Annotated in this window: 24 protein-coding genes; 18 read left to right on the top strand and 6 right to left on the bottom strand. The window is 73.0% G+C overall.

Going from position 1 to position 26551, the window contains the following annotated elements:
- Positions 1-2: 2 nt before the first annotated feature.
- Both FE374_RS10085 and FE374_RS10080 read right to left on the bottom strand, forming a co-directional pair.
- Positions 3-332, bottom strand: coding sequence for a thioredoxin family protein (locus FE374_RS10085; RefSeq protein ID WP_139928733.1), 330 nt, complete (start codon positions 330-332; stop codon positions 3-5).
- Positions 329-1264, bottom strand: coding sequence for an LLM class flavin-dependent oxidoreductase (locus tag FE374_RS10080; protein ID WP_139928731.1), 936 nt, complete (start codon positions 1262-1264; stop codon positions 329-331). The genes FE374_RS10085 and FE374_RS10080 overlap by 4 nt, the downstream gene beginning before the upstream one ends.
- A 179-nt stretch (positions 1265-1443) precedes the next feature.
- Between FE374_RS10080 and FE374_RS10075 the strand changes: the two genes are divergently transcribed.
- Positions 1444-3126 (top strand): FUSC family protein, encoded by a 1683-nt coding sequence (locus tag FE374_RS10075; protein WP_139928729.1) that lies wholly within the window; start codon positions 1444-1446, stop codon positions 3124-3126.
- A 111-nt stretch (positions 3127-3237) separates the two neighbouring features.
- The gene (locus tag FE374_RS10070) at positions 3238-4965 is read left to right on the top strand and encodes a hypothetical protein (RefSeq protein ID WP_230978236.1); all 1728 of its coding nucleotides are present in this window, start codon (positions 3238-3240) and stop codon (positions 4963-4965) included.
- Between the two features lie 16 nt (positions 4966-4981).
- Here the strand turns inward: FE374_RS10070 and FE374_RS10065 are convergent, their stop codons facing one another.
- The 4 genes from FE374_RS10065 to FE374_RS10050 all read right to left on the bottom strand — a co-directional run bounded on the left by FE374_RS10065 (position 4982) and on the right by FE374_RS10050 (position 10536).
- Positions 4982-6070: a glutathione S-transferase family protein gene (locus FE374_RS10065; protein WP_139928725.1), complete on the bottom strand. Its 1089-nt coding sequence runs from the start codon at positions 6068-6070 to the stop codon at positions 4982-4984.
- A 104-nt stretch (positions 6071-6174) separates the two neighbouring features.
- Positions 6175-7407, bottom strand: coding sequence for an amidohydrolase (locus tag FE374_RS10060; protein WP_139928723.1), 1233 nt, complete (start codon positions 7405-7407; stop codon positions 6175-6177).
- Between the two features lie 250 nt (positions 7408-7657).
- Positions 7658-7930 carry a hypothetical protein gene (locus FE374_RS10055; RefSeq protein ID WP_139928721.1) on the bottom strand — a complete coding sequence of 91 codons (273 nt, stop codon included), beginning with the start codon at positions 7928-7930 and terminating at the stop codon, positions 7658-7660.
- A 323-nt stretch (positions 7931-8253) separates the two neighbouring features.
- Positions 8254-10536, bottom strand: coding sequence for an MMPL family transporter (locus FE374_RS10050; protein ID WP_139928719.1), 2283 nt, complete (start codon positions 10534-10536; stop codon positions 8254-8256).
- A 213-nt stretch (positions 10537-10749) separates the two neighbouring features.
- Here FE374_RS10050 and FE374_RS10045 point away from each other — a divergent pair, with 213 nt between their 5' ends.
- From FE374_RS10045 to nusB, 16 genes are all read left to right on the top strand, one after another.
- The gene (locus FE374_RS10045; RefSeq protein WP_139928717.1) at positions 10750-12105 is read left to right on the top strand and encodes a replication-associated recombination protein A; all 1356 of its coding nucleotides are present in this window, start codon (positions 10750-10752) and stop codon (positions 12103-12105) included.
- Between the two features lie 139 nt (positions 12106-12244).
- Positions 12245-12868: a 30S ribosomal protein S4 gene (gene rpsD, locus FE374_RS10040; RefSeq protein ID WP_139928715.1), complete on the top strand. Its 624-nt coding sequence runs from the start codon at positions 12245-12247 to the stop codon at positions 12866-12868.
- Between the two features lie 171 nt (positions 12869-13039).
- Positions 13040-13393, top strand: a complete 354-nt coding sequence (locus FE374_RS10035; protein ID WP_139928713.1) for a DUF948 domain-containing protein — start codon at positions 13040-13042, stop codon at positions 13391-13393.
- A 1-nt stretch (position 13394) separates the two neighbouring features.
- The gene (locus FE374_RS10030) at positions 13395-13730 is read left to right on the top strand and encodes a hypothetical protein (RefSeq protein WP_139928711.1); all 336 of its coding nucleotides are present in this window, start codon (positions 13395-13397) and stop codon (positions 13728-13730) included.
- 60 nt (positions 13731-13790) lie between these two features.
- Entirely contained in the window at positions 13791-16493 is a 2703-nt protein-coding gene (gene alaS / locus FE374_RS10025; protein ID WP_139928708.1) for an alanine--tRNA ligase, read from the top strand.
- Positions 16490-17035: a Holliday junction resolvase RuvX gene (gene ruvX / locus FE374_RS10020; protein WP_139928706.1), complete on the top strand. Its 546-nt coding sequence runs from the start codon at positions 16490-16492 to the stop codon at positions 17033-17035. The genes alaS and ruvX overlap by 4 nt, the downstream gene beginning before the upstream one ends.
- Positions 17032-18180 (top strand): endolytic transglycosylase MltG, encoded by a 1149-nt coding sequence (mltG, locus tag FE374_RS10015; protein WP_139928704.1) that lies wholly within the window; start codon positions 17032-17034, stop codon positions 18178-18180. Before ruvX ends, mltG begins: the two co-directional genes overlap by 4 nt.
- 120 nt (positions 18181-18300) lie before the next feature.
- Complete coding sequence (locus FE374_RS10010) at positions 18301-19293, top strand: shikimate dehydrogenase (protein ID WP_139928702.1); 993 nt, start codon at positions 18301-18303, stop codon at positions 19291-19293.
- A complete protein-coding gene (locus tag FE374_RS10005) occupies positions 19290-19997 on the top strand; it encodes a prepilin peptidase (protein WP_230978235.1) in 708 nt (235 codons plus the stop codon). Before FE374_RS10010 ends, FE374_RS10005 begins: the two co-directional genes overlap by 4 nt.
- A gap of 63 nt (positions 19998-20060) precedes the next feature.
- Positions 20061-21275, top strand: a complete 1215-nt coding sequence (aroC, locus tag FE374_RS10000) for a chorismate synthase (RefSeq protein ID WP_139928700.1) — start codon at positions 20061-20063, stop codon at positions 21273-21275.
- Positions 21276-21382: 107 nt separating this feature from the next.
- Positions 21383-22993: a 3-dehydroquinate synthase gene (gene aroB / locus FE374_RS09995; RefSeq protein ID WP_139928698.1), complete on the top strand. Its 1611-nt coding sequence runs from the start codon at positions 21383-21385 to the stop codon at positions 22991-22993.
- 45 nt (positions 22994-23038) lie between these two features.
- A complete protein-coding gene (locus FE374_RS09990; protein ID WP_139928695.1) occupies positions 23039-23605 on the top strand; it encodes a shikimate kinase in 567 nt (188 codons plus the stop codon).
- A gap of 28 nt (positions 23606-23633) precedes the next feature.
- Positions 23634-24275 carry a SatD family protein gene (locus FE374_RS09985; protein ID WP_139928693.1) on the top strand — a complete coding sequence of 214 codons (642 nt, stop codon included), beginning with the start codon at positions 23634-23636 and terminating at the stop codon, positions 24273-24275.
- Positions 24272-25066, top strand: coding sequence for a hypothetical protein (locus FE374_RS19530; protein WP_223173502.1), 795 nt, complete (start codon positions 24272-24274; stop codon positions 25064-25066). The genes FE374_RS09985 and FE374_RS19530 overlap by 4 nt, the downstream gene beginning before the upstream one ends.
- Before the next feature lie 192 nt (positions 25067-25258).
- Entirely contained in the window at positions 25259-25819 is a 561-nt protein-coding gene (gene efp / locus FE374_RS09975) for an elongation factor P (protein WP_139928691.1), read from the top strand.
- A 105-nt stretch (positions 25820-25924) separates the two neighbouring features.
- Entirely contained in the window at positions 25925-26356 is a 432-nt protein-coding gene (gene nusB / locus FE374_RS09970; RefSeq protein ID WP_139928689.1) for a transcription antitermination factor NusB, read from the top strand.
- The last annotated feature ends 195 nt before the right edge of the window (positions 26357-26551 follow it).

The raw sequence follows: 26551 nt of genomic DNA, 5'->3' as shown, positions 1-26551 counted from the left end.
GTTCACGCCACGCCGACGGCGGAGCGGAGCCAGGCGAGCCGCGGCACGCCCTCCACCCGGTGACGGACTGCGCCGGCGGCGTCGAGGACCAGCACCGTCGGCGTGCTGCGGATCTGGAGCATGGCGGCGAGCTCCTCGTGCCCGGCCACGTCCACCTCGACGTGCCGGACGCCGTCGGCCGTCTGGGCGACCCGCGCGGCCACCGCCCGGGCCGCCGCGCATGGCGCGCAGAACGCGCTGGAGACCTGCACCACGGTGGCCTGCGGGCCGAGGCCCTCGCCGCGGCGCAGGCCGAGGTCACCCGGGGTCAGGTGGGTCGCGGGGATGGTCATGCCCCGATTCTTCCGCGGTCCGGAGGGCGGGGTCCTGTGGGATCGGTCATGCCCCGCCGGGCGGCCACGCGCTCGCGCACGCCGCGCGCCACCTCCTCGCCCCAGCGGCGGACCTTCTCCTCGTCGTCCGCGGCGAGGATGAAAGTGCCCATGCCCTCGGTGACGGCGAGCTCCGCGAGCTGCTCGACCCAGGCCTCGGCGGGTCCCTCGAGGAAGCCGGTGCCGGCGCCGAAGGACCCGTCGACGTTGTAGAGCCGGCGCACCGCCGCCGGGGAACGGCCCGCCGCGCGGGCGGCCTCGTCGATCACCGCGTTGGCGGCCGCCAACCCCTCGGGCCGCATCCAGCTCGCGCTGGGCAGCCAGCCGTCGGCCAGGCGACCCGTCAGGCGTAGCATGCGCGGCCTGGCCGCGCCCACCCAGATCGGGACGTCGTGCGCGGGTGCCGGGCCGGCCTTGGCCCCGTCGACGGCGTAGACGTCCCCACCGGCGCGTACGTGCCGCCGCGTGGGGTCCCACAGCTCACGGATGACGTCGATCGCCTGCTCCAGCGCTTCGACCGCCTCGCCAGGTTGGCGGCGCGGACCACCCATGGCGACGACGGCGTCCCAGAACGCCCCGGACCCGAGCCCGAGGGCGACCCGGCCGTTCGTGAGCAGGTCCAGGCTGGCGACCGCGCGGGCCAGCACCGCCGGCGGACGCAGCGGCAGGTTCGCGACGTCGGGCGCCAGGTGGATCCGTTCGGTCACCGCGCCGAGGTAGGACAGCAGGGTCCACGTGTCGAGGAACGCCGGCTGGTACGGGTGGTCCTGGATGGCGACGAGGTCGAGCCCGACCTCCTCGGCCAGCCGCGCCAGCCGGACCACGCGGGCGGGTTCGCGCGAGGTGGGCGTGGGGAAGATCCCGAGGTGGACGGTGTGTCCGTAGTCCGACATGGCGTTCCTGTCGACGCGTGTGGCACCGGGGCGACCGCCTTGGCTCTCAGTGGAACCGCGCACGGCGGTGGTTCCTTCCGGGTGGCCACCACCACCCGCGCCCCTCGAGGTGGGTACCGGTGTCCGCAGATATCCTGGGTTCTGCAGCCGACCCCCACACCCCCGACAGGAGCGCATCTGTGACCGCACGGACCGGGGGCGTCGGGACCGAGGCCCGCGAGTCCGTCGGATGGCTGGCCTCGCTGGCGTGGCCGACCGCGGCCCGAGCCAGCGCCGCGATCGCGGTCCCGCTGATCACGCTGACGCTGCTCGGTCACCACCAGGTGGGCCTGATGGCCAGCACCGGGGCATTCACCGTGCTCTACGGCGCGGGCCGTCCGCTGCGGTACCGCTGGAAGATGCTCGTGGTCGTCGCCCTCGGTTTCGTGGCGTCCTCCGCGCTGGGTGCCCTGACGGCCGGCATCGGCTGGGCGGCGATCGCCCTGCTCACACTCATCGGCGCGGTCGCGACCTTCGCCACCCTGGCTCTGCGCGTCGGCCCGCCCGGTGCGTTCTTCTTCGTCATGGTCGCGGGAGTGGCGGGGTTCATCCCCGCCCAGGGCTCCGTGTCACCCACCCTCATGATCGCGGCCACCGCCATCGGAGCCGGTTGCGCGGTGCCGATCGCCATGGCCGACCTCCTGCTCAACCCGGCGGCCCCGCAGCTGCGGGCGCTGCGCCAGGCACGCTCCGCCGTCGAGAGATTCCTTGCCGCGAACCCGTACTCCGACGGCGCCGAGATGCTGTCCCAGCACGCCGCCGCGGCGCTGCACCACGCCTGGGGGATGCTCTGGGACAGCGGCGACACCACGTCGCGCCGCCCGGGCGCGACCGCCCGCGTGGCGGAGCTGCAGGGGCTGCACCGTTCCTACGCCGCCCAGATGCTGCCCGGGACGTCCCCGAACCCCGATCTCGCTGCCGACCAGGCCGAGGCGCCGCTGCGCCTGCCGACCACCAGGCAGATGCTGGTGCGCGGGTTCCGGTCCCCGACCGTGCCGCTGGACGCCGCTGGTCGCGTCGCCCTGGGGATCGTCGTCTCCGGCCTGATCGCCCTCACCGCAGGGACCGACCACATTTACTGGGCGATGATGGTCGCCGCGCTCGTGCTGTACCAGGGCCTGGACCGGCGTCGGTCCCTGATTCGCGCTCGCAACCGGTTCGTCGGCACCATCGTCGGCCTCGCCATCTTCGCGCTCATCACACTGGCCGACCCGTCCCAGTGGGTCACCGTCGCGATCCTCATCGTGCTGCAGGGGGCGATCGAGCTGGCGGTGCCGCGCAACTACGCCGTCGCGGTCTCGTTGATCACCCCGCTCGCCCTGACGATCGCGACCTCCGGCGGGGGCGACGCCGTCGGGCAGGTGATCTCCGAGCGTCTGCTCGACACCGTGATCGGCCTGGCGGTCGCGGTGCTGGTGCTGCTGCTGGTGGCGCGGGGCAGCGCGATGCCGATGGTGCGCGCGTACGTCGCGCGAGTGCTGCGCTCGTGCGGGAACGCCCTGGACCACATCGGCGCCGGCACGGTGGCCGGACCGACGGGTGCGGCCGCCCAGCTGGAGCTGGCGCTGGACATGCAGGACCTGTCCCTGGTCGCGGGGCGCGCCCTGACCGACGACCCGGAAGGGATGGTCACGTGGTTGGAGTCGCGTGAGGCGACCGCCTGGCTCGGGCTGACCGTGCTGGCCCGCTGCGCGCACGCGCGGGGTCCCGCGGACGGCGTAGGCGGTGCGACGTGGGCGTGCTGGTCGCTCGCCGGGTCTGCCGGGCGCGGGCTGCCGCCGAGCCCGCTGACGCTGGGGAACCTGCGCGCCGTCATCCGCTGAGACGTTCGGCACGGCAATCCTGTCGGCCTCCGACGGGCACGTACCGTGGCCCCCGGACGCAGCATCCACCGGAAGGACCGATCCCTCGTGCGCCGTCGCGCCATTACTGTCTTGCCCGTCGCTCTCCTCCTGGCCGCCTGCACCACGGCCGGTCAGGACGACGGCGCGACGAGCACCCCGCCGTCGCCGTCGCCGTCGCCCGAACCTGCGGTCAGCGCGCTGACCGTGCCTGCCGAGACCGCCGTGCTCGCGGTCGACGACGCCGCGGGCCTGGCCGGTGAGTCCAGCCGGGCGTTCTTCACCTCTGCGCCGGTGGTGGTGCTGGCGAGCGAGGTCGAGGTGCTCCAGGGCGCGTCCGCCGCCAGCGCCCTCGGGGTGCCCGTGCTGGTGGACGGTGACGACGCCGTCGTGCGCGGCGAGCTCGAGCGACTGGATCCCGAGGCGGTGCTCATGGTGGGAGACGCCGACCTGCCCGACGGCGCCCCGGACGTCGCGGTGGTCGAGGCGCCCCGGGACGCCGAGGCGCTGGGCGAGCTGCTCGAGGTGACGTGGGGCACGGGGGAGCCGGTGGCGGCCGGCGGCGAGGTCGCCGCCGTGGCGAGTCTCGACCCGGCGGCTCCGGTGCTGCTCAAGCCCGCGGAGCCTGCGCCGGAGGCCGAGCCCGCGCCGGAGGCCGGGGTGGCGCCGGACACCGAAGAGTCGACCACTCCCGGACCGACAGCCGGCAAAACCGATGAATCGCCGTCGGCTGACGCCACCGCCGAGGCCGCCGAGGCCGCCGAGCTGCCGCTCTCCGCACCGCCGGAGCCGGCGGCGGAGGCCGTCGTCGTCATGACCACCGGCGAGCCCCAGCAGGCCGCCGCCGTGGCCAACGCGCGGGTGGCGGGTGCCAAGGTTCAGGTGGTGCCCACCGGTGACCCTCGCGCGACCGCCGAGTCCGTCCAGGAGACCGCGGCGAACGCCCCCGAGGTCGTCCTGGGACTGGGCACCGCGTTCGGCGACGCCGGCACGCTGGGTTGGCGCGTCGCGACCGCTCGCACGGGGACCGAGCTGCCCGGCGGCGGTCAGCTCGCCCTGCCGGGCAAGACCTACATCGCGCTCTACGGGCACCCGGGCAGCAGTGCGCTGGGGGTGCTGGGCGAGCAGGACGCCGCCGCCACGACCGAGCGGGCACGTGCCCACGCCGAGCCGTTCCGAGCGCTGACCGACACCCAGGTGGTGCCGGCCCTGGAGATCATCGCGACCGTGGCGTCGGCCGGACCGGGCGACGACGGGAACTACTCGGCCGAGGCGACGGTGGAGCAGCTGCGCCCGCTGGTCGACCTCGCGCACGAGCAGGATCAGTACGTCGTCCTCGACCTCCAGCCTGGCCGAACGGATTTCCTCACCCAGGCCAAGCGCTACGAGGAGCTGCTGAAGCTGCCCAACGTGGGGCTGGCGCTGGACCCGGAGTGGCGGCTGAAGCCGGACCAGGTCCATCTGCGACAGATCGGTCAGGTCGACGTCGCCGAGGTCGACCAGGTGGTCACCTGGCTGGCGGACCTGGTCCGGGCGAACTCCCTGCCGCAGAAGGTGCTGATCCTGCACCAGTTCCAGGTGCGGATGATCCCCGGCGTGGACGCGGTCGACCAGTCGCGATCGGAGCTGGCGATCGTGGTGCACGCCGACGGGCAGGGCTCCCAGCCGGCCAAACAGACCACCTGGAGCACGCTGCACGCCAACGCCCCGAGCATCCGGTGGTGGGGTTGGAAGAACTTCTACGACGAGGACAGCCCGATGCTCACCCCGGAGCAGACCATGCAGGTGCAGCCCGCGCCCGCGTTCGTCAGCTATCAGTAGTCGAGGCTGAGCCGGCTCAGCCGCGCATCGAGGAGGCGGTGTGGGCGGGGTCGACCCGCTCACCATCCCGGACCGCGCCGGACGGCGTGCCGTCACCGAACGGGCGCCCGCCGAGTGCCTCGCGGCCGTGCGGCGTCAGCCACCCCGACAGGTCCGGGCCCTTGGGCACGATCTGCGTGGGGTTGATGTCCGTGTGGACGACGTAGTAGTGCTCCTTGATCTGCTGGAAGTCCACCGTGTCGCCGAATCCGGGCGTCTGGAAGAGGTCCCGGGCGTAGGCCCACAGCGCGGGCATCTCCGTCAGTCTGTTGCGATTGCACTTGAAGTGCCCGTGGTACACGACGTCGAAGCGGACGAGCGTGGTGAACAGGCGCACGTCCGCCTCGGTGATGGTGTCGCCCACCAGGTAGCGCTGGTGCGTGAGCCGCTCCTCGAGCCAGTCCATCGCCGACCAGAGCCGGTCGTAGGCGCGGTCGTAAGCCTCCTGAGAACCGGCGAACCCGCAGCGGTAGACGCCGTTATTGACCTGGGCAAACACCTTGCGGTTGACGGCGTCGATCTCCTCGCGCAGGTGCTCGGGGTACAGGTCGGGGGCGCCCGGGCGGTGGAGCTCCGTCCACTCGGTGGAGAGGTCGAGGGTCATCTGGGCGAAGTCGTTGGTGACGACGGCGCCCGTGGGGACGTCCACGATCGCGGGGACCGTGATGCCCCGCGGGTAGTCCGGGAACCGGCGGAAATAGGCGTCCTGGAGCCGTTCGATGCCCAGGACCGGGTCCGTACCACCGTCGTCGAGGTCGAACGTCCAGGACCGGGCGTCGTGGGTGGGGCCGGGCAGGCCGAGCGAGATGGCGTCTTCGAGACCCAGCAGCCGGCGCACGATGATCGCCCGGTTCGCCCAGGGGCACGCACGGGCAGCGACGAGCCGGTAGCGGCCTGCCGCGACGGGGTAGCCGTCGGCGCCGTCGGCCGTGATCCGCGTGGTGATGTAGCGGGTGTCCCGGGTGTACTCCTTGCCCGGGGTCGTGTACTTGCCGCCCTCGGCGTGCTCGGGAAGCTCGACGACCTTTGCTGCGGTGCCGGCGACCTCAGGTGCTTCGCTGCTCATACGTGACCTCAGTTCCAGATAGTCCAACTTTCAACCAGCGTACGTGACTTGGCTGCCGGCGGCCTGGCTCCCCCGGAGGGGCCAAGGCGGTGGAGGGCGATGGGTCAGCGCAGGTCGCTGCGTTCGCGCACCCCCTGATCACGGCTGTAGACCTCCCGCCCGGCGATGAAGACCGCCTCGGCGTAGGAGTAGACGTCCAGCGGGTCCCCGGACCAGATGACGACGTCGCCGTCGAGGCCGGGCGCCAGCCGACCGACCCGGCCGTCCAAACCCAGCATCCGGGCTGGGTTGACAGTCAGCGCCGCCAGGGCGACCTCGCGGTCGAGGCCTGCCTTGACCGCGAAGGACGCCTGGTGGACCAGGAAGTTGATCGGCACGACCGGATGGTCGGTCGTGATCGCCACCTCGACGCCGGCCTCGGCGAGGCGCGCGAGGTTGGCGAAGCCCCGATCCCGCAGCTCGACCTTCGAGCGGCTGGAGATCATCGGTCCGAAGATCACTGGTATCCCCTTCTCGGCGAGCACGTCGGCGATCTTGGCGCCATCGGTCCCGTGGTTGACGACGAGCCGGTAGCCGAACTCCTCGGCCAGCCGGATGGCGGTGGCGATGTCGTCGTGCCGGTGCGTGTGCTGGTCCCACACGAGCTCACCGTCCAGCACGCGCGCAAGCACCTCGTTGGTGAGATCCCGGTCGAACGGCTTGCCCTCGGTAGCGGCGTGCGCTCGGGCGGCGGCATAGTTGCGGGCGCCGACGAAGGCCTCACGGATGACGCGAGCAACGCCGAGACGGGTGGACGGCATCTCGTGCCGGTCGCCATAGACACGCTTGGGGTTCTCTCCGAGGGCCGACTTCACCGAGACCTCGGCCTTGATGACCTGCTCGTCCACCGTGCGCCCGCCCCAGGTCTTGATGGCCGCGGTCTGTCCGCCGATCGGGTTGGCCGAGCCCGGTTTGACGACGACGGCGGTCACCCCGCCCTCGAGGGCGTCACGGAAGCCGAGGTCCTCGATGTTGATCGCGTCGATCGCCCGGACGGCGGCCATGTTGGGACCGGTCTTCTCGTTGGTGTCGTCGCCGGCCCAGCCGTCGCCCTCCTCGGCCACCCCAAGGTGGGCGTGGGCGTCGATGAATCCCGGCAGGACCCAGCGACCTTCGGCGTTGACGACCGGTGTGCCATCGGGCACCGTGACGTCGGTGCCGACGGCAGTGACGAGGCCGGCTTCCACGAGGACCGTTCCTCCCGCGATGGGCTGCCCGTCCATGGGGACGACGTAGCCACCGACGATCGCCAGCGTGCTGTGCGAAGGGTCACCGTGCGCGGTACGAGATGGAGTCATGCATTGCATCTTCTCGCGGACGCCCGCTCCTCCGCAGGACGGATGGGTTTGCAACGGGCTGTGCCGGGGAGGGCCTCGGGCTGAGGGAGAGGTGTCCCGGTAAGCCGGAGCCCTTGACGGTTGCCTGGCGATCGTTGCCTTGGCGATGGCCGCGCCCTCGACCGACCGTGCGAGCCACGGGCAGCCTTGAGCGACAGTGAGGTGTGCCGCCCTCAGTACGCCGGGTTTGTGAAGGGGTTCATGGTGGGGCTCAGGGGTGTTGTGGTGCTGTCGATCTCGCGGCGGTGTCGCCGGGGAGCTCGGCGAGCACGTCCGGGTGCAGGTCCGCGGCGGCCGGGCCGGGCCGCAGGGTGGCCGGGTCGGGCGGGACAACGGTGGACAGGGCGTCGAGCCCGGTGACGGGCAGGAGCTCCAGCGCGGCCCACGCCGGTGCCGTGTCGTCGTGCTCGGGGACCCACCCCAGGGACTCGGCCGCGCCTTCGTGGCCCTCGCGGGCCAGGGCGACCCGGTCCAGTACCGCCATCTGGTCAGCGCGGCCACCTCGGCGGCCTCGGCGGCGCGGACCTCGGCCAGCTCCGCGGCGTACCAGGCCCGCAGGTGCTCACACACCAGATCCTCGGCCGCGTCCGGACAACACGGCCCGGCCGGGGCAGTGCCGGAGTCGACTGTGGCCTCGGCGCCGTCGGTTGCCGTTGCACTCACCTGCTCGTCTTCGAACATGAGTACAACCTATGCGCGGCCGCTGACATCGGCGGAATACCAACGCCTTTAGGGATCTAGTCTTAATCCCCGGGCCGGACGAAGAGGGCATTGACCCGCAGCGGCGTGGGGGCCGAACAGCGCTGCTCAGTGCACGATCTTGAGCCGGTCGTACAGCCGTGCCAGCGGCGCCGGCGCCCACCAGTTCCACTTGCCGAGCAGCGTCATGGTCGCCGGGACCAGCAGCATGCGGACGAGGGTGGCGTCGACGAGCACCGTGATGGCCAGTGCGAAGCCGACCTGCTTGATGACGATGAGGTCGCCGGCCATGAACCCGGCGAACACGGCGACGATGATCAGGGCGGCGGAGGTGATGATCCGGCCCGAGCGCTGCAGCCCCTTCTCCACCGCCTCGTCGTTGGAGTACCCGGCGTCCCAGTACTCCTTGATCCGGGAGATCAGGAAGACCTCGTAGTCCATCGCCAGGCCGAAGCCGAACGCGACGACCACCGCCACCACGTAGGACTCCAGGCCGCTGAGCGGGGTGAAGCCGAGCAGGTCGGCGCCGTGCCCCTCCTGGAACACCCACACCGTCACGCCGAGCGAGGCGGCGAGCGAGAGGACGTTGACCACGATGGCCTTCACGGGCACGAGGACAGACCCAGTCATGAGGAATATCAGCACCAGGACCGCCAGGACGATGATGCCGCCGGCGATCGGCAGCCCCTCCACCAAGGCGGCGTTGAAGTCCAGCTGGTTGGCGGCCTGTCCCACCACCCACGTCTCGAAGCCGGGGTCGAGCGCTCGGATGTCCTGCACGACTGCGGCGGCCTCAAGGCTGCCGGCGTCGTCGGTGTCGACGAACACGTTGAGCACGCTGTAGCCGTCGAGCGCGACGGGGGCGGCAACATCCGCGACGTGCTCGAGGGTGGTGACCCCCTCGGCCAGGGTGGCGACCTCGTCCGCGCCGGCCCGGGCGACGACCGTGACGTCCGGCGCGGTGGCCGCGGGGTAGTCCGCCGCCAGGGTCGCGATGTAGTCGCGCTGCGGGGACTGCGAGGGCAGCAGCTCGGTGGTGGAGTTGCGCATCTGCAGGCCCGCGACCGGTGAGGCCAGCAGTCCCAGCACCGCGAGGGTCCCGACGAGAACGATCCAGGGGTGCGCGTGCACCCCCCGGGCCAGCCGGGAGAACACGCCGTCCTCGGGGGCGACGTCGCCCAGCCCGTTCACCACGCGGCGCAGGCCTGGGACCCGGCCGAGCAGCGAGGGGCGCAGCATCCGCTCGCCCAGCAGCATGAGCAGCGCGGGCACCAGCGTGATCGCGGACAGGACGGCGAGCAGCACCACCGCCACCCCGGCCGCGGCGATGGAGCGCAGCACCTCCGGGCGCAGCAGGAGCAGGCCGGAGACCGCCAGGGCGACGGTGACAGCCGAGAACGCCACGGTGCGGCCCGCCGTCGCCACCGTGGTGCGCACCGCCTGCTCGACCGTGTGGCCACGATGGCGACGCCGACGGCGCAGCCCGGCCGGCGGGGTCACGCTCGTCCCGGCGGCGGTCTCGGCGAGCAGGCGGTGCGCCTCCTCGCGGAACCGGGAGACGATGAGGAGCCCGTAGTCGATCGAGAGGCCGAGCCCGAGGACCGTCACGACGTTGATGACGAAGGAGTCGATGTCGATCGCGTACGTCATCGCGAGCAGCACGCCGAGCCCGCCGACGATCGACGCCAGCGCGCCCACCAGCGGCAGCCCGGCGGAGAGGAAACCGGCGAAGACGAGCACCATGATCGCCAGGGCGACCGGCAGCGCCACGGTCTCCCCGGTCACCAGGTCCTCGCGCACTTGGTCGACGACCTCCTGAGCAAGGATCGCGGAGGAGCTGGCGATGCCGGTGACCCCCGGCACGGCGGCGGAGAGCTCGCCGGGCACCCGCTCGAGGCGGGCGACGACGAGGTCGTGCGCGCTCTCCTCGGCTTCCTCGGTCAGCGTCGGCTCGAGCATGACGACCATGAGGAAGCCGTCACGCGCCGTCGAGACCAGCCCGGCCGCCGCCGGGTTGGCGACCGTGTCCGGCAGCAGGAAGGCGTCCACGACGGTGTCGACGCCGTGGATCTCGGCGAGGTCGGCGTGCGCGGGAGCGAGGGCCTCGCCGATGGCCGTCACCTGGTCCGGGTCGGTCAGGTCGGCGCCCTGGACCACGAAGGAGACCTGGGTGCCGGAGTCCTCCGCGTCGGCGAGGATCTCGCGGCCCTCCTGGCTCTCGGAGCCGGGGACGGTGGGCTCGCCGGTGCGCAGCCGTTCGAAGAGGTCCTGCCCGGTCACGCCCATGAGCGCGGTGAGCGCGCACAGGAGCGCGAACACGGCCCACACGGCGACGATCGTGCGTGGACGGCGGGTGGCCAGACGGCCGAGACGGTCGAACACGCAGGACATCTTCGCACCGGCCCGCCCCCGCCCCGGCCACCGCCACCCGCCCTCGTGCGTGATGTCGCTGCCACCTCGAGCGGCACAGTCCGCCCAGGGGCCGCGCCGCGAGCGGCGACATGTCCCGGCGGAGATGACATCTGGCGGAGGAGATGACATCTGGTGGAGACGATGACATCTCGCCGGGAAGGGGGCGGCACGGCGCGAAGTAGGGTCGGGGGCATGGATCTGTTCGAGGCGGCCGGGGCCGACGACGCGGGCGTGCCCGTCGTCGGGGCGACGGCGCCGCTGGCCGTGCGCATGCGGCCGGCGTCCCTGGAAGAGGTCCTCGGCCAGGACCACCTGCTCGAGACCGGCTCCCCGCTGCGGCGTCTGGTCGAGCCAGCCGCAGAGGGCCCGCGCCGCGCCGGTCCGTCCTCGGTGGTCCTGTGGGGACCGCCCGGCACGGGCAAGACCACGCTGGCGTACCTCGTCGCGCATGGCTCCGGCCGGCGCTTCACCGAGCTCTCCGCCGTCACCGCCGGCGTGAAGGACGTGCGCGCCGTCGTCGAGGAGGCCCGCCGCCGCCTGGTCACCTCCGGCGCGGAGACCGTCCTGTTCATCGACGAGGTTCACCGCTTCTCCAAGTCCCAGCAGGACGCCCTGCTGCCCAGCGTGGAGAACCGTTGGGTCACCCTCGTGGCCGCCACCACCGAGAACCCCAGCTTCTCCGTGATCTCCCCGCTGCTGTCGAGGTCCCTCCTGCTCACGCTGCGCCCGCTGCAGGAGGAGCACGTCCGCACCCTCGTCCACCGCGCCGTCACCGACGAGCGCGGCCTGGGCGGCTCCCTGACTCTCGACGCCGACGCCGAGGACCACCTCGTCCGCCTCGCCGGCGCCGACGCCCGCAAGGCGCTGACCATCCTCGAGGCCGCCGCGGGTGCCGCGGAGGACGGTGGCGAGGGGGTCATCACCCTCGAGACCGTCGAGCGGGCCGTGGACGTCGCCGCCGTGCGCTACGACCGCGCGGGCGACCAGCACTACGACGTCACCAGCGCCTTCATCAAGTCCATGCGCGGCTCCGACGTCGACGCCGCGCTGCACTACCTGGCCCGGATGGTGGTCGCGGGGGAGGACCCACGCTTCATCGCCCGCCGGGTCGTCATCTGCGCCGCCGAGGACGTCGGCATGGCCGACCCGACGGCGCTGCAGACCGCCGTCGCCGCAGCCCAGGCCGTGGCCATGATCGGCATGCCCGAGGCGTCCCTGGTGCTCGCCGAGGCGGTGGTGCACATCGCGACCGCGCCCAAGTCCAACGCCGCCTACAAGGCCATCAACGCCGCGATGGCCGACGTCCGCGCCGGCAAGGCCGGCCCGGTGCCGGCGCACCTGCGCGACGCGCACTACGCCGGGGCCAAGCAGCACGGCCACGGCGACGGGTACAGGTACGCCCACGACTACCCCCACGGCGTGGCCGCCCAGCAGTACGCCCCCGACGAGCTCGCAGGCACCCGCTACTACGAGCCCACCGCGCACGGCCATGAGCGGGACATCACAGCCCGCCTCGAACGGCTGCGGCAGATCCTCGCGGGACGGTAGTGGTAACCTTTTTCGGTTGCCTCGCCGGGCTTTTCCGGCACAGGTGACCACCTGGGGTCCTGGCCATCACGGTCGACCCCGCGCCGCACGGGCGCTCCGCCCGCACGGTGTGACGTCAAGACAAACGACAGGACGAAACATGGCAGTGAGCCGCACGCGCCGTCAGGTGCGCCTTTCCCGCGCCCTGGGGATCCCGCTGACCCCCAAGGCCGTCAAGTACTTCGAGAAGCGCCCGTACGGGCCCGGCGAGCACGGCCGCGCCCGCCGCCGCACCGAGTCGGACTACGCCGTCCGCCTCAAGGAGAAGCAGCGTCTGCGCGCCCAGTACGGCATCCGCGAGGCCCAGCTCGTGCGCTACTTCGAGGAGGCCCGCCGCGAGCAGTTCCTGACCGGTGAGTCCCTCGTCGAGCTGCTCGAGATGCGTCTGGACGCCGTCGTGCTGCGCTCCGGCTTCGCCCGCACCATCGCCCAGGCCCGCCAGGCCGTGGTGCACCGCCACATCCTGGTGGACGGCAAGCTCGTGGACCGCCCCTCCTTCCGCGTCAAGCCCGGCCAGGTGGTCCAGGTCAAGCCGAAGAGCCAGGCCATGGTGCCCTTCCAGGTCGCGGCCGCCGGCGCGCACCGCGACGTGCTGCCGAACCTGCCCGCCTACCTCGAGGTCGAGCTGACCAAGCTCCGCGCCGAGCTGGTGCGCCGCCCCAAGCGCGCCGAGGTGCCGGTCACCTGCAACGAGCAGTTCGTGGTCGAGTACTACTCGCGCTGATCCTTCTCGCGAACCGTGGCGCCCCGGGCGGCCGGCCTGTGCCGGTGCCCGGGGCGTCGCCGTTGAACCGGTAGCCTCGTTCCCGGCGGTCCGGGCGCTGCGCCTGACGCGTGCCCGGACCGCCCCCCGCGCGTCCGAAGCACCGGTCCGCGCCCGCACAAAGGAGCCCACATGTCCGTCGGTGACATCGCCGGCCTGATCGCCGCGCTGGCGTTCGTCGCACTCGTCGTCGTCCTCGCCGTCCCGCTGCTCAAGCTCGGCAAGGTCCTGGACGAGGCGCGCGGCACCGTCCGCCAGGTGACCGACCACACCCTCCCGGCCATCGACGAGGCGGTCGCCACCATCCGGGCGACCAACGGCCAGCTCGAGAAGGTCGACACCATCACCGCCTCCGCCGCGCGGGTCACCGAGGACGTCTCCGCGCTGACCACGCTGGTCTCCGCCACCGTCGGCGGGCCGCTCATCAAGATCTCCGCGTTCTCCTACGCGGTGCGCTCGGTGCTCGGCGGCCGGGGAGGGCGCTGACGTGCGCCCCAAGGTGCTCCTCGGCGTCGCCGTGCTCGGCGCGATCGCGGTGACAGCGACGCTCGCCGTCGTCGCCCGCACCCCCTCCGTGCTGGACCGGCTGCGTGCCGTGCCCGCCGACTTCACCGCGGCCTACCGCCGTCGCGAGGCCGAGCTGCGCACCGCGCTCCTCCCCGACGACGACGCCGTCGCTGCCGCCCGCGCGGACGTGGCCCGGCGCCGCGCCGACGGACGGCGCTTTGCCGACGGACGCCGCTTCGCCGGCGTGGACGGCGCCACCGGCGCCGACGCGACGGACCCCGACGAAACCGACGACCTGCCGTACTCGTTCTACTGACCGCGGCCCCGGGCCGCGCCGCCTCGCCCACCGCCCCACGCACCGAACCGTTGAGGAACCATGCGCACCGCTGAGATCCGTACCCGCTGGCTGGACTACTTCGCCAAGCACGACCACGCCGTCGTGCCCAGCGTCCCGCTGGTCTCGCCCGACCCGTCCATCCTCTTCACGATCGCCGGCATGGTGCCGTTCATCCCCTACATCATCGGGACCCAGCAGGCCCCGTGGCCGCGGGCGGCGTCGGTGCAGAAGTGCATCCGCACCAACGACATCGAAGAGGTCGGCAAGACCACCCGGCACGGCACCTTCTTCCAGATGGGCGGCAACTTCTCCTTCGGGGACTACTTCAAGGACGGCGCCATCACCATGGCGTGGGAGCTGCTCACCAGCTCCCTGGACGACGGCGGCTACGGTCTCGACCCCGAGCGGCTGTGGATCACCTGCTGGGAGCAGGACGACGAGGCCAAGGACATCTGGCTGAACAAGATCGGCCTGCCCGCCGAGCGGCTGCAGTTCCAGACCCGCGAGGAGAACTTCTGGGACACCGGCCAGCCCGGCCCCGCCGGCCCCACCTCGGAGATCCACTACGACCGCGGGCCCGAGTTCGGGCCCGACGGCGGCCCGGCGGTGGACACCCAGGGCGACCGCTACGTCGAGATCTGGAACCTCGTCTTCGACCAGTACCTGCGCGGCGAGGGCGCCGGCAAGGACTACCCGCTGCTGCGTGAGCTGGACAACAAGGCCATCGACACCGGCCTGGGCGTCGAGCGCCTCGCCTTCCTGCTGCAGGACAAGGCGAACATGTACGAGACCGACGAGGTCTACCCGGTGATCGCCGCCGCGCAGGAGCTGTCCGGCCGCACATACGGCGCCCCCGGCGGCCACGAGGACGACGTCCGCATGCGCGTGGTCGCCGACCACGTCCGCTCGGCGATGATGCTGATCTGCGACGGCGTGCGCCCCGGCAACGACGGCCGTGGCTACGTGCTGCGCCGCCTCATCCGCCGTGCCGTGCGCTCGATGCGCCTGCTCGGGGTGGACGAGCCCGCCCTGCCGGTGCTGCTGACCGCCTCCAAGGACGCGATGAAGGGCTCCTACCCGGAGCTGGAGAAGGACTTCGACCGCATCTCGCAGGTGGCCTACGCGGAGGAGGAGGCCTTCCGCCGCACCCTCGCCTCGGGCACCACGATCCTGGAGACCGCCGTGTCCCGCGCCAAGACCGCGGTCTCCGGTGGCGGGCGGGCGCAGCTTTCCGGCGCGGACGCCTTCGCGCTGCACGACACCTACGGTTTCCCCGTCGACCTCACCCTGGAGATGGCCGCCGAGCACGGCGTCGCCGTGGACGAGGCCGGCTTCCGCTCCCTCATGGACGAGCAGCGCCAGCGCGCCCGTGCCGACGCCCTGGCCAAGAAGACCGGCCACGTGGACACGTCCCTGTACACCGACCTGCAGGCGCGTCTGGGCGGGCCCGTGCAGTTCCTCGGCTACACCGACACCACCGCGGAGGCCCGCGTGGTCGGTCTCCTGGTCGACGGCGTCCCGGCGCCGACGGCGTCCGCGCCGGCCGACGTCGAGGTCGTCCTGGACCGCACCCCGTTCTACGCCGAGGCCGGCGGCCAGCTCGCCGACCAGGGCACGATCACCTTCGAGGGCGGCGCGATCGTGGACGTCGCCGACGTCCAGGCGCCCGTCAAGGGCCTGTCCGTGCACCGTGGCCGGCTCACCGAGGGCACCCTGACCCTGGACGAGCGCGGCGTCGCCGCCATCGACACCGCCCGCCGCAAGGCCATCGCCCGCGCGCACACCGCCACGCACATGGTCCACAAGGCACTGCACGAGTTCCTCGGCGACCAGGCCACCCAGGCGGGCTCGGAGAATGCGCCGTCGCGCCTGCGCTTCGACTTCCGCCACGGCTCCTCGGTGCCGGCGTCGGTGCTCGGCGACGTCGAGGGCAGGGTCAACGCCCAGCTCGCCGAGAACCTCGACGTCACCGACGAGGTCATGGACATCGACGCCGCCCGTGCGGCCGGTGCCATGGCGCTGTTCGGCGAGAAGTACGGCCGCAACGTCCGCGTGGTCTCCATCGGCGGGGACTGGTCCAAGGAGCTGTGCGGCGGCACCCACGTGCCCCAGACCGGCCAGCTCGGCCTCGTCACGGTGCTGGGGGAGTCCTCCATCGGCTCCGGCGTGCGCCGGGTCGACGCCCTCGTCGGTGCCGGCGCCTACGGCTACCACGCCAGGGAGCACGCCCTGGTCAGCCAGGTCACCAGCCTGCTCGGCGGGCGCCCGGAGGAGCTCCCGGAGCGGGTCGACTCCCTGATGACGAAGCTCAAGGCCGCGGAGAAGGAGCTCGCCGCGCTGCGTCAGAAGCAGCTGCTCGCCGCCGCGGGCACGGTGGCCGACGGCGCCGCCCAGGTCGGTCCCGCACGCGTCGTCACGCACGACGCCGGTGAGGTCGCCTCCGCGGACGACCTGCGCACCCTGGCCCTGGACGTCCGCGCCCGCCTCGGGGAGTCCGCCCCCGCCGTCGTCGCGGTCGGCGGCGTGGCCAACGACCGGCCCGTCGTCGTCGTCGCCACCAACGCCGGGGCACGCGAGGCCGGCGTGCGCGCCGGCGCCCTGGTGCGCACCGCCGCCAAGACCCTCGGCGGGGGCGGCGGCGGCAAGGACGACGTCGCCCAGGGCGGCGGGACCGACCCGGCCGCGCTGGCGCAGGCTCTCGACGGCGTCCGCGCGGAGCTGGCCGTCCTGGTCGGCGCATGACTGACGGCCCGGCGGGTGCCGACCCTGCCGACGAGCCCGGCGCCGCGCGGCCCTTCCGACGCGGCGTCCGGCTCGGCCTCGACGTCGGCACGGTGCGCATCGGCGTCGCCAGGTGCGACCCCAGCGGCATCCTGGCCACCCCGGTGCGCACCGTCGCCCGCCAGAAGGACGGCTCGGACCTGGCCGAGGTGGTCGCGCTCGCCCGCGAGCACGAGGCGATCGAGGTGGTGGTGGGGCTGCCGCGCAGCCTGTCGGGACGGCAGGGCAAGTCCGCCGCGGCCGCCCGTGGGTACGCTGTCCGGGTCGCAGCCACGCTCGCCCCTCTCCCGGTGCGCCTGGTCGACGAACGGCTGACCACCGTCAGCGCGCACCAGGCGCTGCACGCCTCCGGTCGGCCGGGTCGCCGCCACCGGGAGGTCGTGGACCAGGTGGCCGCGGTGATGATCGTGGAGCAGGCGCTCGAGATCGAGCGGCGCACCGGCGTCCCCGCCGGTGAGCTGGTCGGCCCGGGCCCCACCCGAGCGCAGGAGGAGACGGAGTGAGCGACCTCTTCGAGGCCACCGCCCCGGAACGGGACGACGCCGAGGTCCGGCGCGCGCGCCGCGAGCACCGCCGCGCCCGCGATGCCCGGCGCAAGCGCCGCCGTCGCCGCAGCGCCGTGGTGCTGTTCGTGACCGTGGCGCTGCTCGCCGCCCTGTCGGTGTGGGCGGTGCCGCGCGTGACCGACCTCGTCCGCGGGTCCGGCGGCCCGGAGGACTACCCGGGCCCCGGCTCGGGCGAGGCCGTGGTCGTCATCGAGGAGGGCTCGACCGGGCAGGACATCGGCACGGTCCTGCACGAGGCCGACGTCGTCGCCTCCGTGCGGGCGTTCACCGACGCCTTCAAGGAGAACGTCAACGCGCCCCGCATCCAGCCGGGCACCTACGCGCTGCTGCTTCAGATGCCGGCGCGCGACGCCGTCGCCGCCCTGCTGGACCCGGCCAACAAGTCCGAGGTCACCATCACCGTGCCCGAGGGCTTCCACGCCAAGCAGGTGTACGAGCGGATCGCGAACGTCGCCGGCATCCCGCTCGAGGAGGTCCAGGCCGCCGCGGCCGACCCCGCCGGGATCGGGCTGCCGGCCGAGGCCGGCGGGAACCCCGAGGGGTGGCTCGCCGCGGCGACCTACTCCTTCCAGCCCGGTGACGACGCCCGCGAGATCCTCGGCACCATGGTCGAGCTGACCGTCGCCCGCCTCGACAAGCGCGGGGTGCCCGTCGAGGAGCGCCAGCAGGTGCTCATCGAGGCCTCGATCGTCGAGCGCGAGGTGAACCTGCCCGAGTACTACGGCCAGGTGGCCCGGGTCATCGAGAACCGGATCACCAATGGCGGCGAGGTGGCCGGCCGGCTGCAGATGGACTCCACGGTGCTCTACGGGGTCGGGAAAGTGGGCGGCGTGCCCACCCAGGAGGACCTCGACAACGACAACCCGTACAACACCTACATGCACGCCGGCCTGCCGCCGACGGCGATCGGTGCACCGGGAGAGGCCGCGATCGACGCGGTCGTCGACCCGCCGCCGGGGGACTGGCTGTACTTCGCGACCGTCAACCTGGAGACCGGGGAGACGAAGTTCGCGGCGACGCTCCAGGAGCACAACGCCAACGTCGCCGAGCTGCGCAAGTACATGGCGGAGAACCCGCAGTAGCCAGCGCGGCCGGCGGGTCGCCGGTCGCAGCGGGAGCGGGCCCGGGCGTGCTGTGGACGTCGGCCGGGCTCGGTGGCGTCACCTGGTAGACCTGGATGCAGCCAAATGAACGGAGCGAGGATGTCGCGGGTGGACGACGTGCTGGGCGGGCAGGACCTGTCCGCCCCCGGCGTCGAACGGCGCGCCGCCGTGCTCGGCCACCCGGTGGCGCACTCGCTCTCACCCGCGCTGCACCGCAGCGCCTATGCCCAGCTCGGGCTCGACACGACCTGGGCCTACGGCCTGCAGGACGTGACCGCGGCGGAGCTGCCCGGCGTGGTCGAGCAGCTCGACGGCACCTGGGCGGGACTCTCGCTCACCATGCCGCTGAAGCAGGCCGTCCTCCCGCTCCTCGACGTCGTCGACCCGCTCGCCGACGTGACCGGCGCCGTCAACACGTTGGTGGTCCAGCCCGCCCGGGCGGGTACCGGGCTGCTGGTGGGCTTCAACACCGACGTGCACGGCATCGTCGCCACCGTCCGTGAGGCCGCCCCGCCCGGGTGGCGCCCGGAGCGCGGCGTCATCCTGGGCGCCCGGGCGACGGCGTCCTCCGCCCTGGCCGCACTCGGCGAGCTCGGCTGCACGAGCCCCACGCTCGTGGCGCGCAGCTTCGCCGGCCCCGGCTCCGCCGCGGCCGCCGCCCACAAGATGGGGCTGACCACCACCAACCTGCCGTGGTCGAGGTCGGAGGACGTCGCCGCGGTGCTGCGCGACGCCGACCTCGTGATCTCCACGGTGCCCGCCGGGGTCGCCGACCCGGTTGCCGCGGCACTGACCGCGCTCGTGGCCGGGGAGGCGCGACCCGAGGGTCTGACCGACAGGGTGCTGCTCGACGTCGTCTACGACCCCTGGCCCTCACCGCTCGTGCGGGCGTGGAGCGGGGCGGGCGGCACCGTGGCCCCGGGCTGGGGCATGCTCCTGCACCAGGCCGAGGCGCAGGTGCGGCTCATGACCGGCCGCGTGCCCGATGTCGAGGCCATGCGGACCGGCCTGCTCGCCGAGCTCGCGCGCCGCGCCGCCGCCGGCGGCGCCGTGCCGGCGCCGCCGCCGCCGTTCGACCTGCCGCAGCGATGACCAGCCGGGACCGCTCGGTGCGGGACGAGAAGGCGGGCACGCAGACCGACCTGGGCTCGCCCACCAGGGCGGGCTCCCCGACCGAGGCATCCCCGGCGCCCAGCCCGTCGCTGCGCGAAGACCTCGCCACCGCCGGGTACGCGGCGGTGGCCGTCGGGCTGGTCCTGGCCGTCGCCGCGTTCTGGGCCCTGATGCCGCACGGTGCGGCGGTCGCCGCGGCCGGCGGATGGCTGGCCTTGGTGGCCGCGTTCCTCACCGTCGTCGACCTGCGCACCCACCGCCTGCCGAACCGGTTCGTCGGCGCCGGGACGCTCGGCGCCCTTCTCCTGCTCGTCCTGGCCGCCGCCACCGGCGGCGGGTGGGCGCCGCTCGGCCGCGCTGTGGCCGCCGGCGCGGTGTGCCTGGTGGCCTATTTCGTGCTGGCTCTGCTCCGGGCCGGCGGCCTCGGCCTCGGCGACGTCAAGCTCGCAGGTTTGCTCGGGCTCTGGCTGGGCTGGTTCGGGTGGTCCGCCGCGCTCACCGGCGTGCTTGCCGGTTTTGTGCTCGGTGGCGTGTACGCCGTCGGCCTGCTCGTGACCCGGCGGGCCACCCGGACGACGGCGATCGCGTTCGGGCCGTGGATGCTGCTCGGCGCCGCCGTGGTCACCGCGCTGATAGCCGGCGGCGGCACTGGGGCGGTCTCGCTCGTGGGAGTGAGCCGCTGACGAACCCGGACCTCCGGTGGACGCCGCGGGGGCATGTCGGACCGGCATGGCAGGATCGCAGCCATGCTCAGATGGTTGACCGCAGGTGAGTCGCACGGCCAGGCCCTCGTCGGGATCCTCGAGGGGGTGCCGGCCGGGGTGGCCGTCACCACCGAGGAGATCCAGGACGCCCTGGCCCGCCGCCGCCTGGGGCACGGCCGTGGCTCGCGCATGAAGTTCGAGCGCGACGAGGTGCGCCTGCTCGGCGGCGTCCGCCACGGCCGCACCATGGGCGGGCCCGTCGCGGTCGAGATCGGCAACACCGAGTGGCCCAAGTGGGAGACCGTGATGTCCGCCGACCCGGTCCCACGCGAGGCGCTCCTCGTCGACGCCGGCACCGGCGACGAGCGCGAGATTGCCCGCAACCGCGCCCTGACCCGGCCGCGGCCCGGCCACGCGGACCTGGTCGGCATGCAGAAGTACCACCTCGAGGACGCCCGGCCCATCCTCGAGCGTGCCAGCGCACGCGAGACGGCCACCCGGGTGGCCCTCGGCACGGTGGCCGCCGCGCTCCTCGATCAGGTCGCCGGCGTCCGCCTCGTCTCCCACGTGGTCGCGATCGGACCGGTCGCGGTGCCCGACGACGCCCCCCTGCCCGGCGCGGACGACGTCGCCGCGCTCGACGCCGACCCCGTGCGCTGCCTGGACGCCGCCACCTCCGCGGCGATGGTCGACGAGATCGACCAGTGCCAGAAGGACGGCGACACCCTCGGCGGCGTCGTGGAGGTGCTCGCGTACGGCCTGCCGCCCGGCCTGGGCTCCCACGTGTCCAGCGACCGGCGCCTGGACGCCCGGCTCGCCGGGGCGATCATGGGCATCCAGGCCGTCAAGGGCGTGGAGATCGGCGACGGCTTTCGCACCGCCGCCCGCCGCGGCTCGGCGGCGCACGACGAGATCGTCCCCGGCACCGAGGGGCTGCGGCGCCGGACCAACCGCGCCGGTGGCACCGAGGGCGGCATGAGCAACGGCGAGGTGCTGCGGGTGCGTGCCGCGATGAAGCCCATCAGCACCGTGCCCCGCGCCCTCGCCACCGTCGACGTCAGTACGGGGGAGGTGGCCCAGGCCATCCACCAGCGCTCCGACGTGTGCGCCGTGCCGCCGGCCGCCGTCGTCGCCGAGGCCATGGTCGCCCTCGTTCTCGCGCAGGCGCTGCTCGAGAAGGTGGGCGGGGACTCGGTGGCCGAGTCCGCCCGAAACCTGCGGGGTTACCTCGAGGCGATCCCGGCGCACATGCGCTGAGCCACCCCGCACATGCGCCGAGGTCGCCCGGACGGTGGCGCATCTCCACCGTCCTACCGCCTGAGACCTCTGCTTCCACCATGCGGGCACTTCGGTAGCGTGGGATTGTGCCCAGCCATTCCTCCACCCGTCCCGTCGTCGTCCTCGTCGGTCCGCCCGGCGCGGGCAAGACCACCGTCGGCCGGCTGCTCGCCAGCAAGCTGGGCGTGGACTTCCACGACACCGACGAGGCCGTCGAGCAGACCGCCGGGACCACCATCCCCGAGCTGTTCCGCACCCTCGGGGAGGAACACTTCCGGGCGCTCGAGCACCGGGCGGTCACCACGGAGCTGGCCGGGCACACCGGGGTGCTGGCGCTCGGGGGCGGCGCGGTCATGGACCCCGCCACCCGGGAGGCGCTACGGGACCACATGGTGGTCTTCCTCGACGTCGACACCCGCCAGGCCGTCCGTCGCGTCGGCCGCTCGGGCAATCGTCCCCTGCTCGCGGGCGACCCGTCAGGCAAGTTCGACGCGCTGATGCGCGAGCGTCGCGCCGTCTACGAGGCCGTCGCGACGACGGTGTGCGTGACCACCGACCGGCGGCCCGCGGAGGTCGCCGCCCAGATCCTGCAGGCGCTCGCCGCCCGCGGGGGCGCCTTGGCCCGCATCCACGTCAGCGGCCCGGCCGGGTACGACGTCGTCGTCGGCCGCGACCTGGACGCCGAGGTCGCCGCCATGGTCGGCCCCGACGCCACGCGCGTGCTGGTGCTCCACCCGGGTGCGCTGACCGACCGCGCCGAGTCACTGCGGACAGCCCTGGAGGGGGACGGCCGCACCGCCATGCGCCACACGATCCCCGACGCCGAACAGGCCAAGACCCTCGACGTCGTCGCCGAGTGCTGGGACCTGCTCGGTACCGAGCGGTTCGGGCGCGAGGACGTCGTCGTCGCCCTCGGCGGCGGCGCGACCACGGACGTGGCCGGCTTCGTGGCGGCCTCCTGGCTGCGGGGCGTACGGCTCGTCAACGTGCCGACCACGCTCCTGGCGATGGTCGATGCCGCGGTGGGCGGCAAGACCGGCATCAACACCGCGGCCGGGAAGAACCTCGTGGGCGCCTTCCACCCGCCCGCCGGTGTGGTGTGCGACCTCACCACACTGGCGACCCTGCCCGCGGGTGACCTGCGCGCCGGACTGGCCGAGGTGATCAAGGCAGGGTTCATCGCCGATCCCCAGATCCTCCGTCTGGTGGAGGCCGACGGCGGAACAGGCGCCCGCACCCCCGGCTCTGCCGTCCTGCGGGAGCTCGTCGAGCGCGCAGTGGCCGTGAAGGCGCGCGTGGTCTCCGAGGACCTGCGCGAGCAGGGGCTGCGGGAGATCCTCAACTACGGGCACACCTTCGCCCACGCGATCGAGCGCACCGAGGGCTACCGATGGCGCCACGGTGATGCGGTCGCCGTCGGGATGGTCTTCGCCGCGGAGCTCGCGCACGCCACCGGCATCCTCGACGCCGCTGGCGTGCAGCGGCACCGCGAGCTGCTGACGATGGTCGGCCTGCCGGTGCGCTACGAAGGCGGGACCTGGCCCGAGCTTCTCGAGGCGATGACCCACGACAAGAAGGTGCGCGGCAACGCCCTGCGGTTCGTCCTGCTCGAGGACATCGGGCGGCCGACCGTGTTGCGGGCCCCCGAGCTCGCCCACCTCGAGCAGGCCTACGCCCGCGTGCGCGCGTCCGCCTGAGGGTCGCACGCGCACCCGAGCCCGCCGGGCGGTTACGGTGCCGAGGTGAGCACGCCGACCGAGAACCGCCCCGTCACGCCGTCCGACGGGGCAGACGCTCCCGCCCTCGTCCTCGTCGGGCCGCCTGGCTCGGGGAAGAGCACCGTGGGGGAGCGGCTCGCTGCCGGGCTGGGTGTCCCCATGACGGACACCGACGCCGTGCTCGCCGAGCAGGCCGGCCGGAGCATCGGCGAGCTGTTCATCGACGTCGGCGAGGAGCGCTTCCGCGAGCTGGAGCACGCCGTGGTGGCCGAGGCCTTCGCCCACCCGGGCATCCTCGTGCTGGGCAGCGGCGCCGTCGAGGGCGGCACCGCGCTGCTCGAGCAGTACCGCGCTCAGGGCGGCACAGTCGTCTTCCTCGACGTCTCGCTCGCCGCCGGCATGCCCCGGGTAGGGCTGAACGCCCCCCGCACCGTGACCTTGGGCAGCCCCCGGGCGCAGTTCTCCTCGATGGCCGAGCAACGCCGACCGCTGTACGCCCGACACGCCACGGCCGTGATCGACACCTCAGGCCTCGGCATCGACAAGGTGGTCGACGCAGTAGGCAAGTTGTTCGACAAAAAGCTTATATGAGCGTGGAAATAAGCGTTACACTTATGTTGTGGAGTTCGGACCGGTTGGGCTCATCGTCGACATCGTCCGCTCCCGGGAGCTGCCCGACCGGCAGGCGGCCCAGGAGCGCATCGAGGAGACCTTCCGCGCGATCGCGCGCGTCGTCGACTTCGAGCAGCCGCTGTGGCCCACCGTGGGCGACGAGTTCCAGGCAGTGTTCGCCCACCTCTCCGACGCGCTGATGGCGACCACGATGGGTCGGCTGCTGCTCCCCGAGCAGATCGACTGCCGGTTCGGCCTCGGCGCCGGCGAGATCCAGGACGTGGGGGAGGGGGCGACCGGCCCGATCCAGGACGGCTCCGCGTGGTGGTGCGCCCGGGACGCGATCGACGAGGCACACCGGCGAGAGAAGGCCACCAACCCCTACCTGAGGTCGTGGTTCATGTCAGCGGACCGGCCTGCCGAGGACGGCGTCGTCAACTCCTACCTGCTCATGCGCGACCACCTGATCAGCGCCATGAAGCCCCGGGAGCGGCGAGTCACGGCGGGCAGCCTGCTGGGGCAGCCGCAGGCCGAGATCGCTGGGGCCGAAGGCATCACCCAGTCCGCGGTGTCCCAGAGCCTGCGACGCTCGGGCGGGGCCGCCCTGCTCGCCGGGCACCACGCGATGCAGGAGCCGGGCACGTCATGATCGCCTCGTTCCTGCTCCTGCTGGTCGGCACCACCGACGCGGTGCGCTCCGTCGGCTGGCCGCGCGGGGTCCTCCTGGCTGCCGTGGGGCTGTCGTGGCTGGTCCTGGCCGGCCTCGGCGTCTGGGGCCTCGGCCTGGCCGTGCTCTCTGTCCTGTCCTGCCTCGTGCTCGCCGCGGTCTGGGTGTTCCTGATGCCGGTGGACGACGGGCCTCGGCCGCGCAGGCTGTGGCCCGCCGTGATCCTGGTCGTCCTCGTCGCTGTCGGCGCGAGCTACGGTGCCGCCGCGGACGAGCAAGGCTTCCTCGCCGACCTCTACGCGGACACGCGGTTGGACGTCCTGGGGAGCGTCTCCCTCTCGAGCGTCGTCGCCGCGGTGGCCGTGACGGTCTTCTTGACGGTCAGCGGCAACATCGTCGCCCGGGCAGCCCTCGGGCGGGCACTGCAGGACGACGCCCAGACGGTGCCAGCCGCCCCTCGGAGGTGGGAGCTTCGGATCCGAGGAAAGCATGTCGGCTCGGTCGAGCCCCCGGCACATCCGGAAGCTCACGGCGCGACGTTGCGCGGTGGCCGCCTCATCGGGCCGCTCGAGCGCCTGCTCATCGTGCTGCTCGCCCTCGGCGGCGCGCAGGCCATCATCGCGGCGGTGCTCGCAGCGAAGGGGATCGTCCGGTTCCCGGAGATCTCCGAGGACCGCCGGTCAGGTTCCAAGGCCGAGGAGTTCCTCATCGGCAGCCTCGCGAGCTGGGCGCTGGCGGCCGCCGCGGTCGTCTACCTGAAAGCATTAGCCTAGCGCTGATCGCATGTTCGGTATAAGCCCATCGCTCATGTGCTGGGTGTTGTGCCGTACCGCGCATTCGGCCGGGGGGTGCACAGTGGCTTCGGCTGCCGGACGCTAGGCGCGGTATCCTGACGGGCGCTCGGCACACGGCCCATGACCGGCCAGCCGGCATCACACATCCCGACGACGAACGGCTCGACAACTGTGGCTTCGACCAACGACCTGAAGAACGGCCTGGTGCTCAACCTCGAGGGACAGCTCTGGTCCGTCGTGGAGTTCCAGCACGTCAAGCCCGGCAAGGGCCCCGCCTTCGTGCGCACCAAGCTCAAGAACGTCCTGTCGGGGAAGACCATCGACAAGACCTTCAACGCCGGTGTCAAGGTGGAGACCGCCACGGTGGACCGTCGCGACATGCAGTACCTGTACAAGGACGGCACCGACTTCGTCTTCATGGACTCCTCCACCTACGAGCAGCTGCCGATCTCGGCGGAGACCGTGGGCGACGCCGCGAACTTCCTCCTCGAGAACCAGGAGGCCATCGTGGCGATGCACGAGGGGCAGGTGCTCTTCGTCGAGCTGCCCGCCTCCGTGGTCCTGGAGATCACGTATACCGAGCCCGGCCTGCAGGGTGACCGCTCCTCGGCCGGCACCAAGCCTGCCACCGTCGAGACCGGCTACGAGATCCAGGTGCCGCTGTTCCTGGAGATGGGGACCAAGGTCAAGGTCGACACCCGCACCGGCGACTACCTCGGCCGCGTCAGCTGACGCTGGCGCCCGGCTCCCCACGCGGGGGCCGGGCCCGCCGGACGCCGGCACCCACTCACGGCCACCGCAACCCCGGGCACCCGCCCACGCACAGGAAGGACCCCGGTGTCCGCACGTAGCAAGGCCCGCCGGCGGGCGCTGGACGTCCTCTTCGAGGCCGACCAGAAGGGCCGTGACGACACGGCCGACGACCTCCTCGCGCTCCTCGCCGAGCGTGAGCTCGTGACCGTCGCCCAGGGCCCGTTCCCGCCCTACGCCGGCGAGATCGTCCGCGGGGTGGCCGCCCACCGCGCCGAGATCGACGAGCTGCTCAGCACCTACTCGCAAGGCTGGTCACTCGAGCGAATGCCGGTCGTGGACCGGTGCATCCTGCGCCTGGGCACGTGGGAGCTGCTCCACAACGACGACGTCCCGGACGCCGTCGCCATCGACGAGGCCGTCGCACTGGCCGCCGAGCTCTCCACGGACGACTCGCCCGCCTTCGTCAACGGCCTGCTCGGCCGGCTCCTCGAGCTCAAGCCCACCCTGCTGGGCTGAGTAGCCGCGCCGGTTGCGCCCGCGCCGCAGCCGCGACGCCGGGCGCGTCCGCGCCGCAGCCGCGACGCACGGCCCGTGCGCGCTGCCATCCGTCTCGCGCGCCGGGACGGGGCGACGGCGGCACCTGCGCGGCGATGTACGATCGCCGCCGTCAGACATCCTTTAAGGCCCGTCCTGTGAGGCGGGGAAGGAGGT

Source organism: Georgenia yuyongxinii, assembly GCF_006352065.1.
Lineage (GTDB): Bacteria > Actinomycetota > Actinomycetes > Actinomycetales > Actinomycetaceae > Georgenia > Georgenia yuyongxinii.
Note: the sequence above shows the minus strand (reverse complement) of the source record. Positions and strands in the feature narration are given on the sequence as shown.

Coding starts and splice junctions, on each gene's coding strand:
- FE374_RS10085 (WP_139928733.1), bottom strand. CDS start 332: ATGACCATCCCCGCGACCCACCTGACCCCGGGTGACCTCGGCCTGCGC.
- FE374_RS10080 (WP_139928731.1), bottom strand. CDS start 1,264: ATGTCGGACTACGGACACACCGTCCACCTCGGGATCTTCCCCACGCCC.
- FE374_RS10065 (WP_139928725.1), bottom strand. CDS start 6,070: ATGAGCAGCGAAGCACCTGAGGTCGCCGGCACCGCAGCAAAGGTCGTC.
- FE374_RS10060 (WP_139928723.1), bottom strand. CDS start 7,407: ATGACTCCATCTCGTACCGCGCACGGTGACCCTTCGCACAGCACGCTG.
- FE374_RS10055 (WP_139928721.1), bottom strand. CDS start 7,930: ATGGCGGTACTGGACCGGGTCGCCCTGGCCCGCGAGGGCCACGAAGGC.
- FE374_RS10050 (WP_139928719.1), bottom strand. CDS start 10,536: ATGTCCTGCGTGTTCGACCGTCTCGGCCGTCTGGCCACCCGCCGTCCA.
- FE374_RS10045 (WP_139928717.1), top strand. CDS start 10,750: ATGGATCTGTTCGAGGCGGCCGGGGCCGACGACGCGGGCGTGCCCGTC.
- rpsD (WP_139928715.1), top strand. CDS start 12,245: ATGGCAGTGAGCCGCACGCGCCGTCAGGTGCGCCTTTCCCGCGCCCTG.
- FE374_RS10035 (WP_139928713.1), top strand. CDS start 13,040: ATGTCCGTCGGTGACATCGCCGGCCTGATCGCCGCGCTGGCGTTCGTC.
- alaS (WP_139928708.1), top strand. CDS start 13,791: ATGCGCACCGCTGAGATCCGTACCCGCTGGCTGGACTACTTCGCCAAG.
- ruvX (WP_139928706.1), top strand. CDS start 16,490: ATGACTGACGGCCCGGCGGGTGCCGACCCTGCCGACGAGCCCGGCGCC.
- FE374_RS10010 (WP_139928702.1), top strand. CDS start 18,301: ATGTCGCGGGTGGACGACGTGCTGGGCGGGCAGGACCTGTCCGCCCCC.
- FE374_RS10005 (WP_230978235.1), top strand. CDS start 19,290: ATGACCAGCCGGGACCGCTCGGTGCGGGACGAGAAGGCGGGCACGCAG.
- aroC (WP_139928700.1), top strand. CDS start 20,061: ATGCTCAGATGGTTGACCGCAGGTGAGTCGCACGGCCAGGCCCTCGTC.
- FE374_RS19530 (WP_223173502.1), top strand. CDS start 24,272: ATGATCGCCTCGTTCCTGCTCCTGCTGGTCGGCACCACCGACGCGGTG.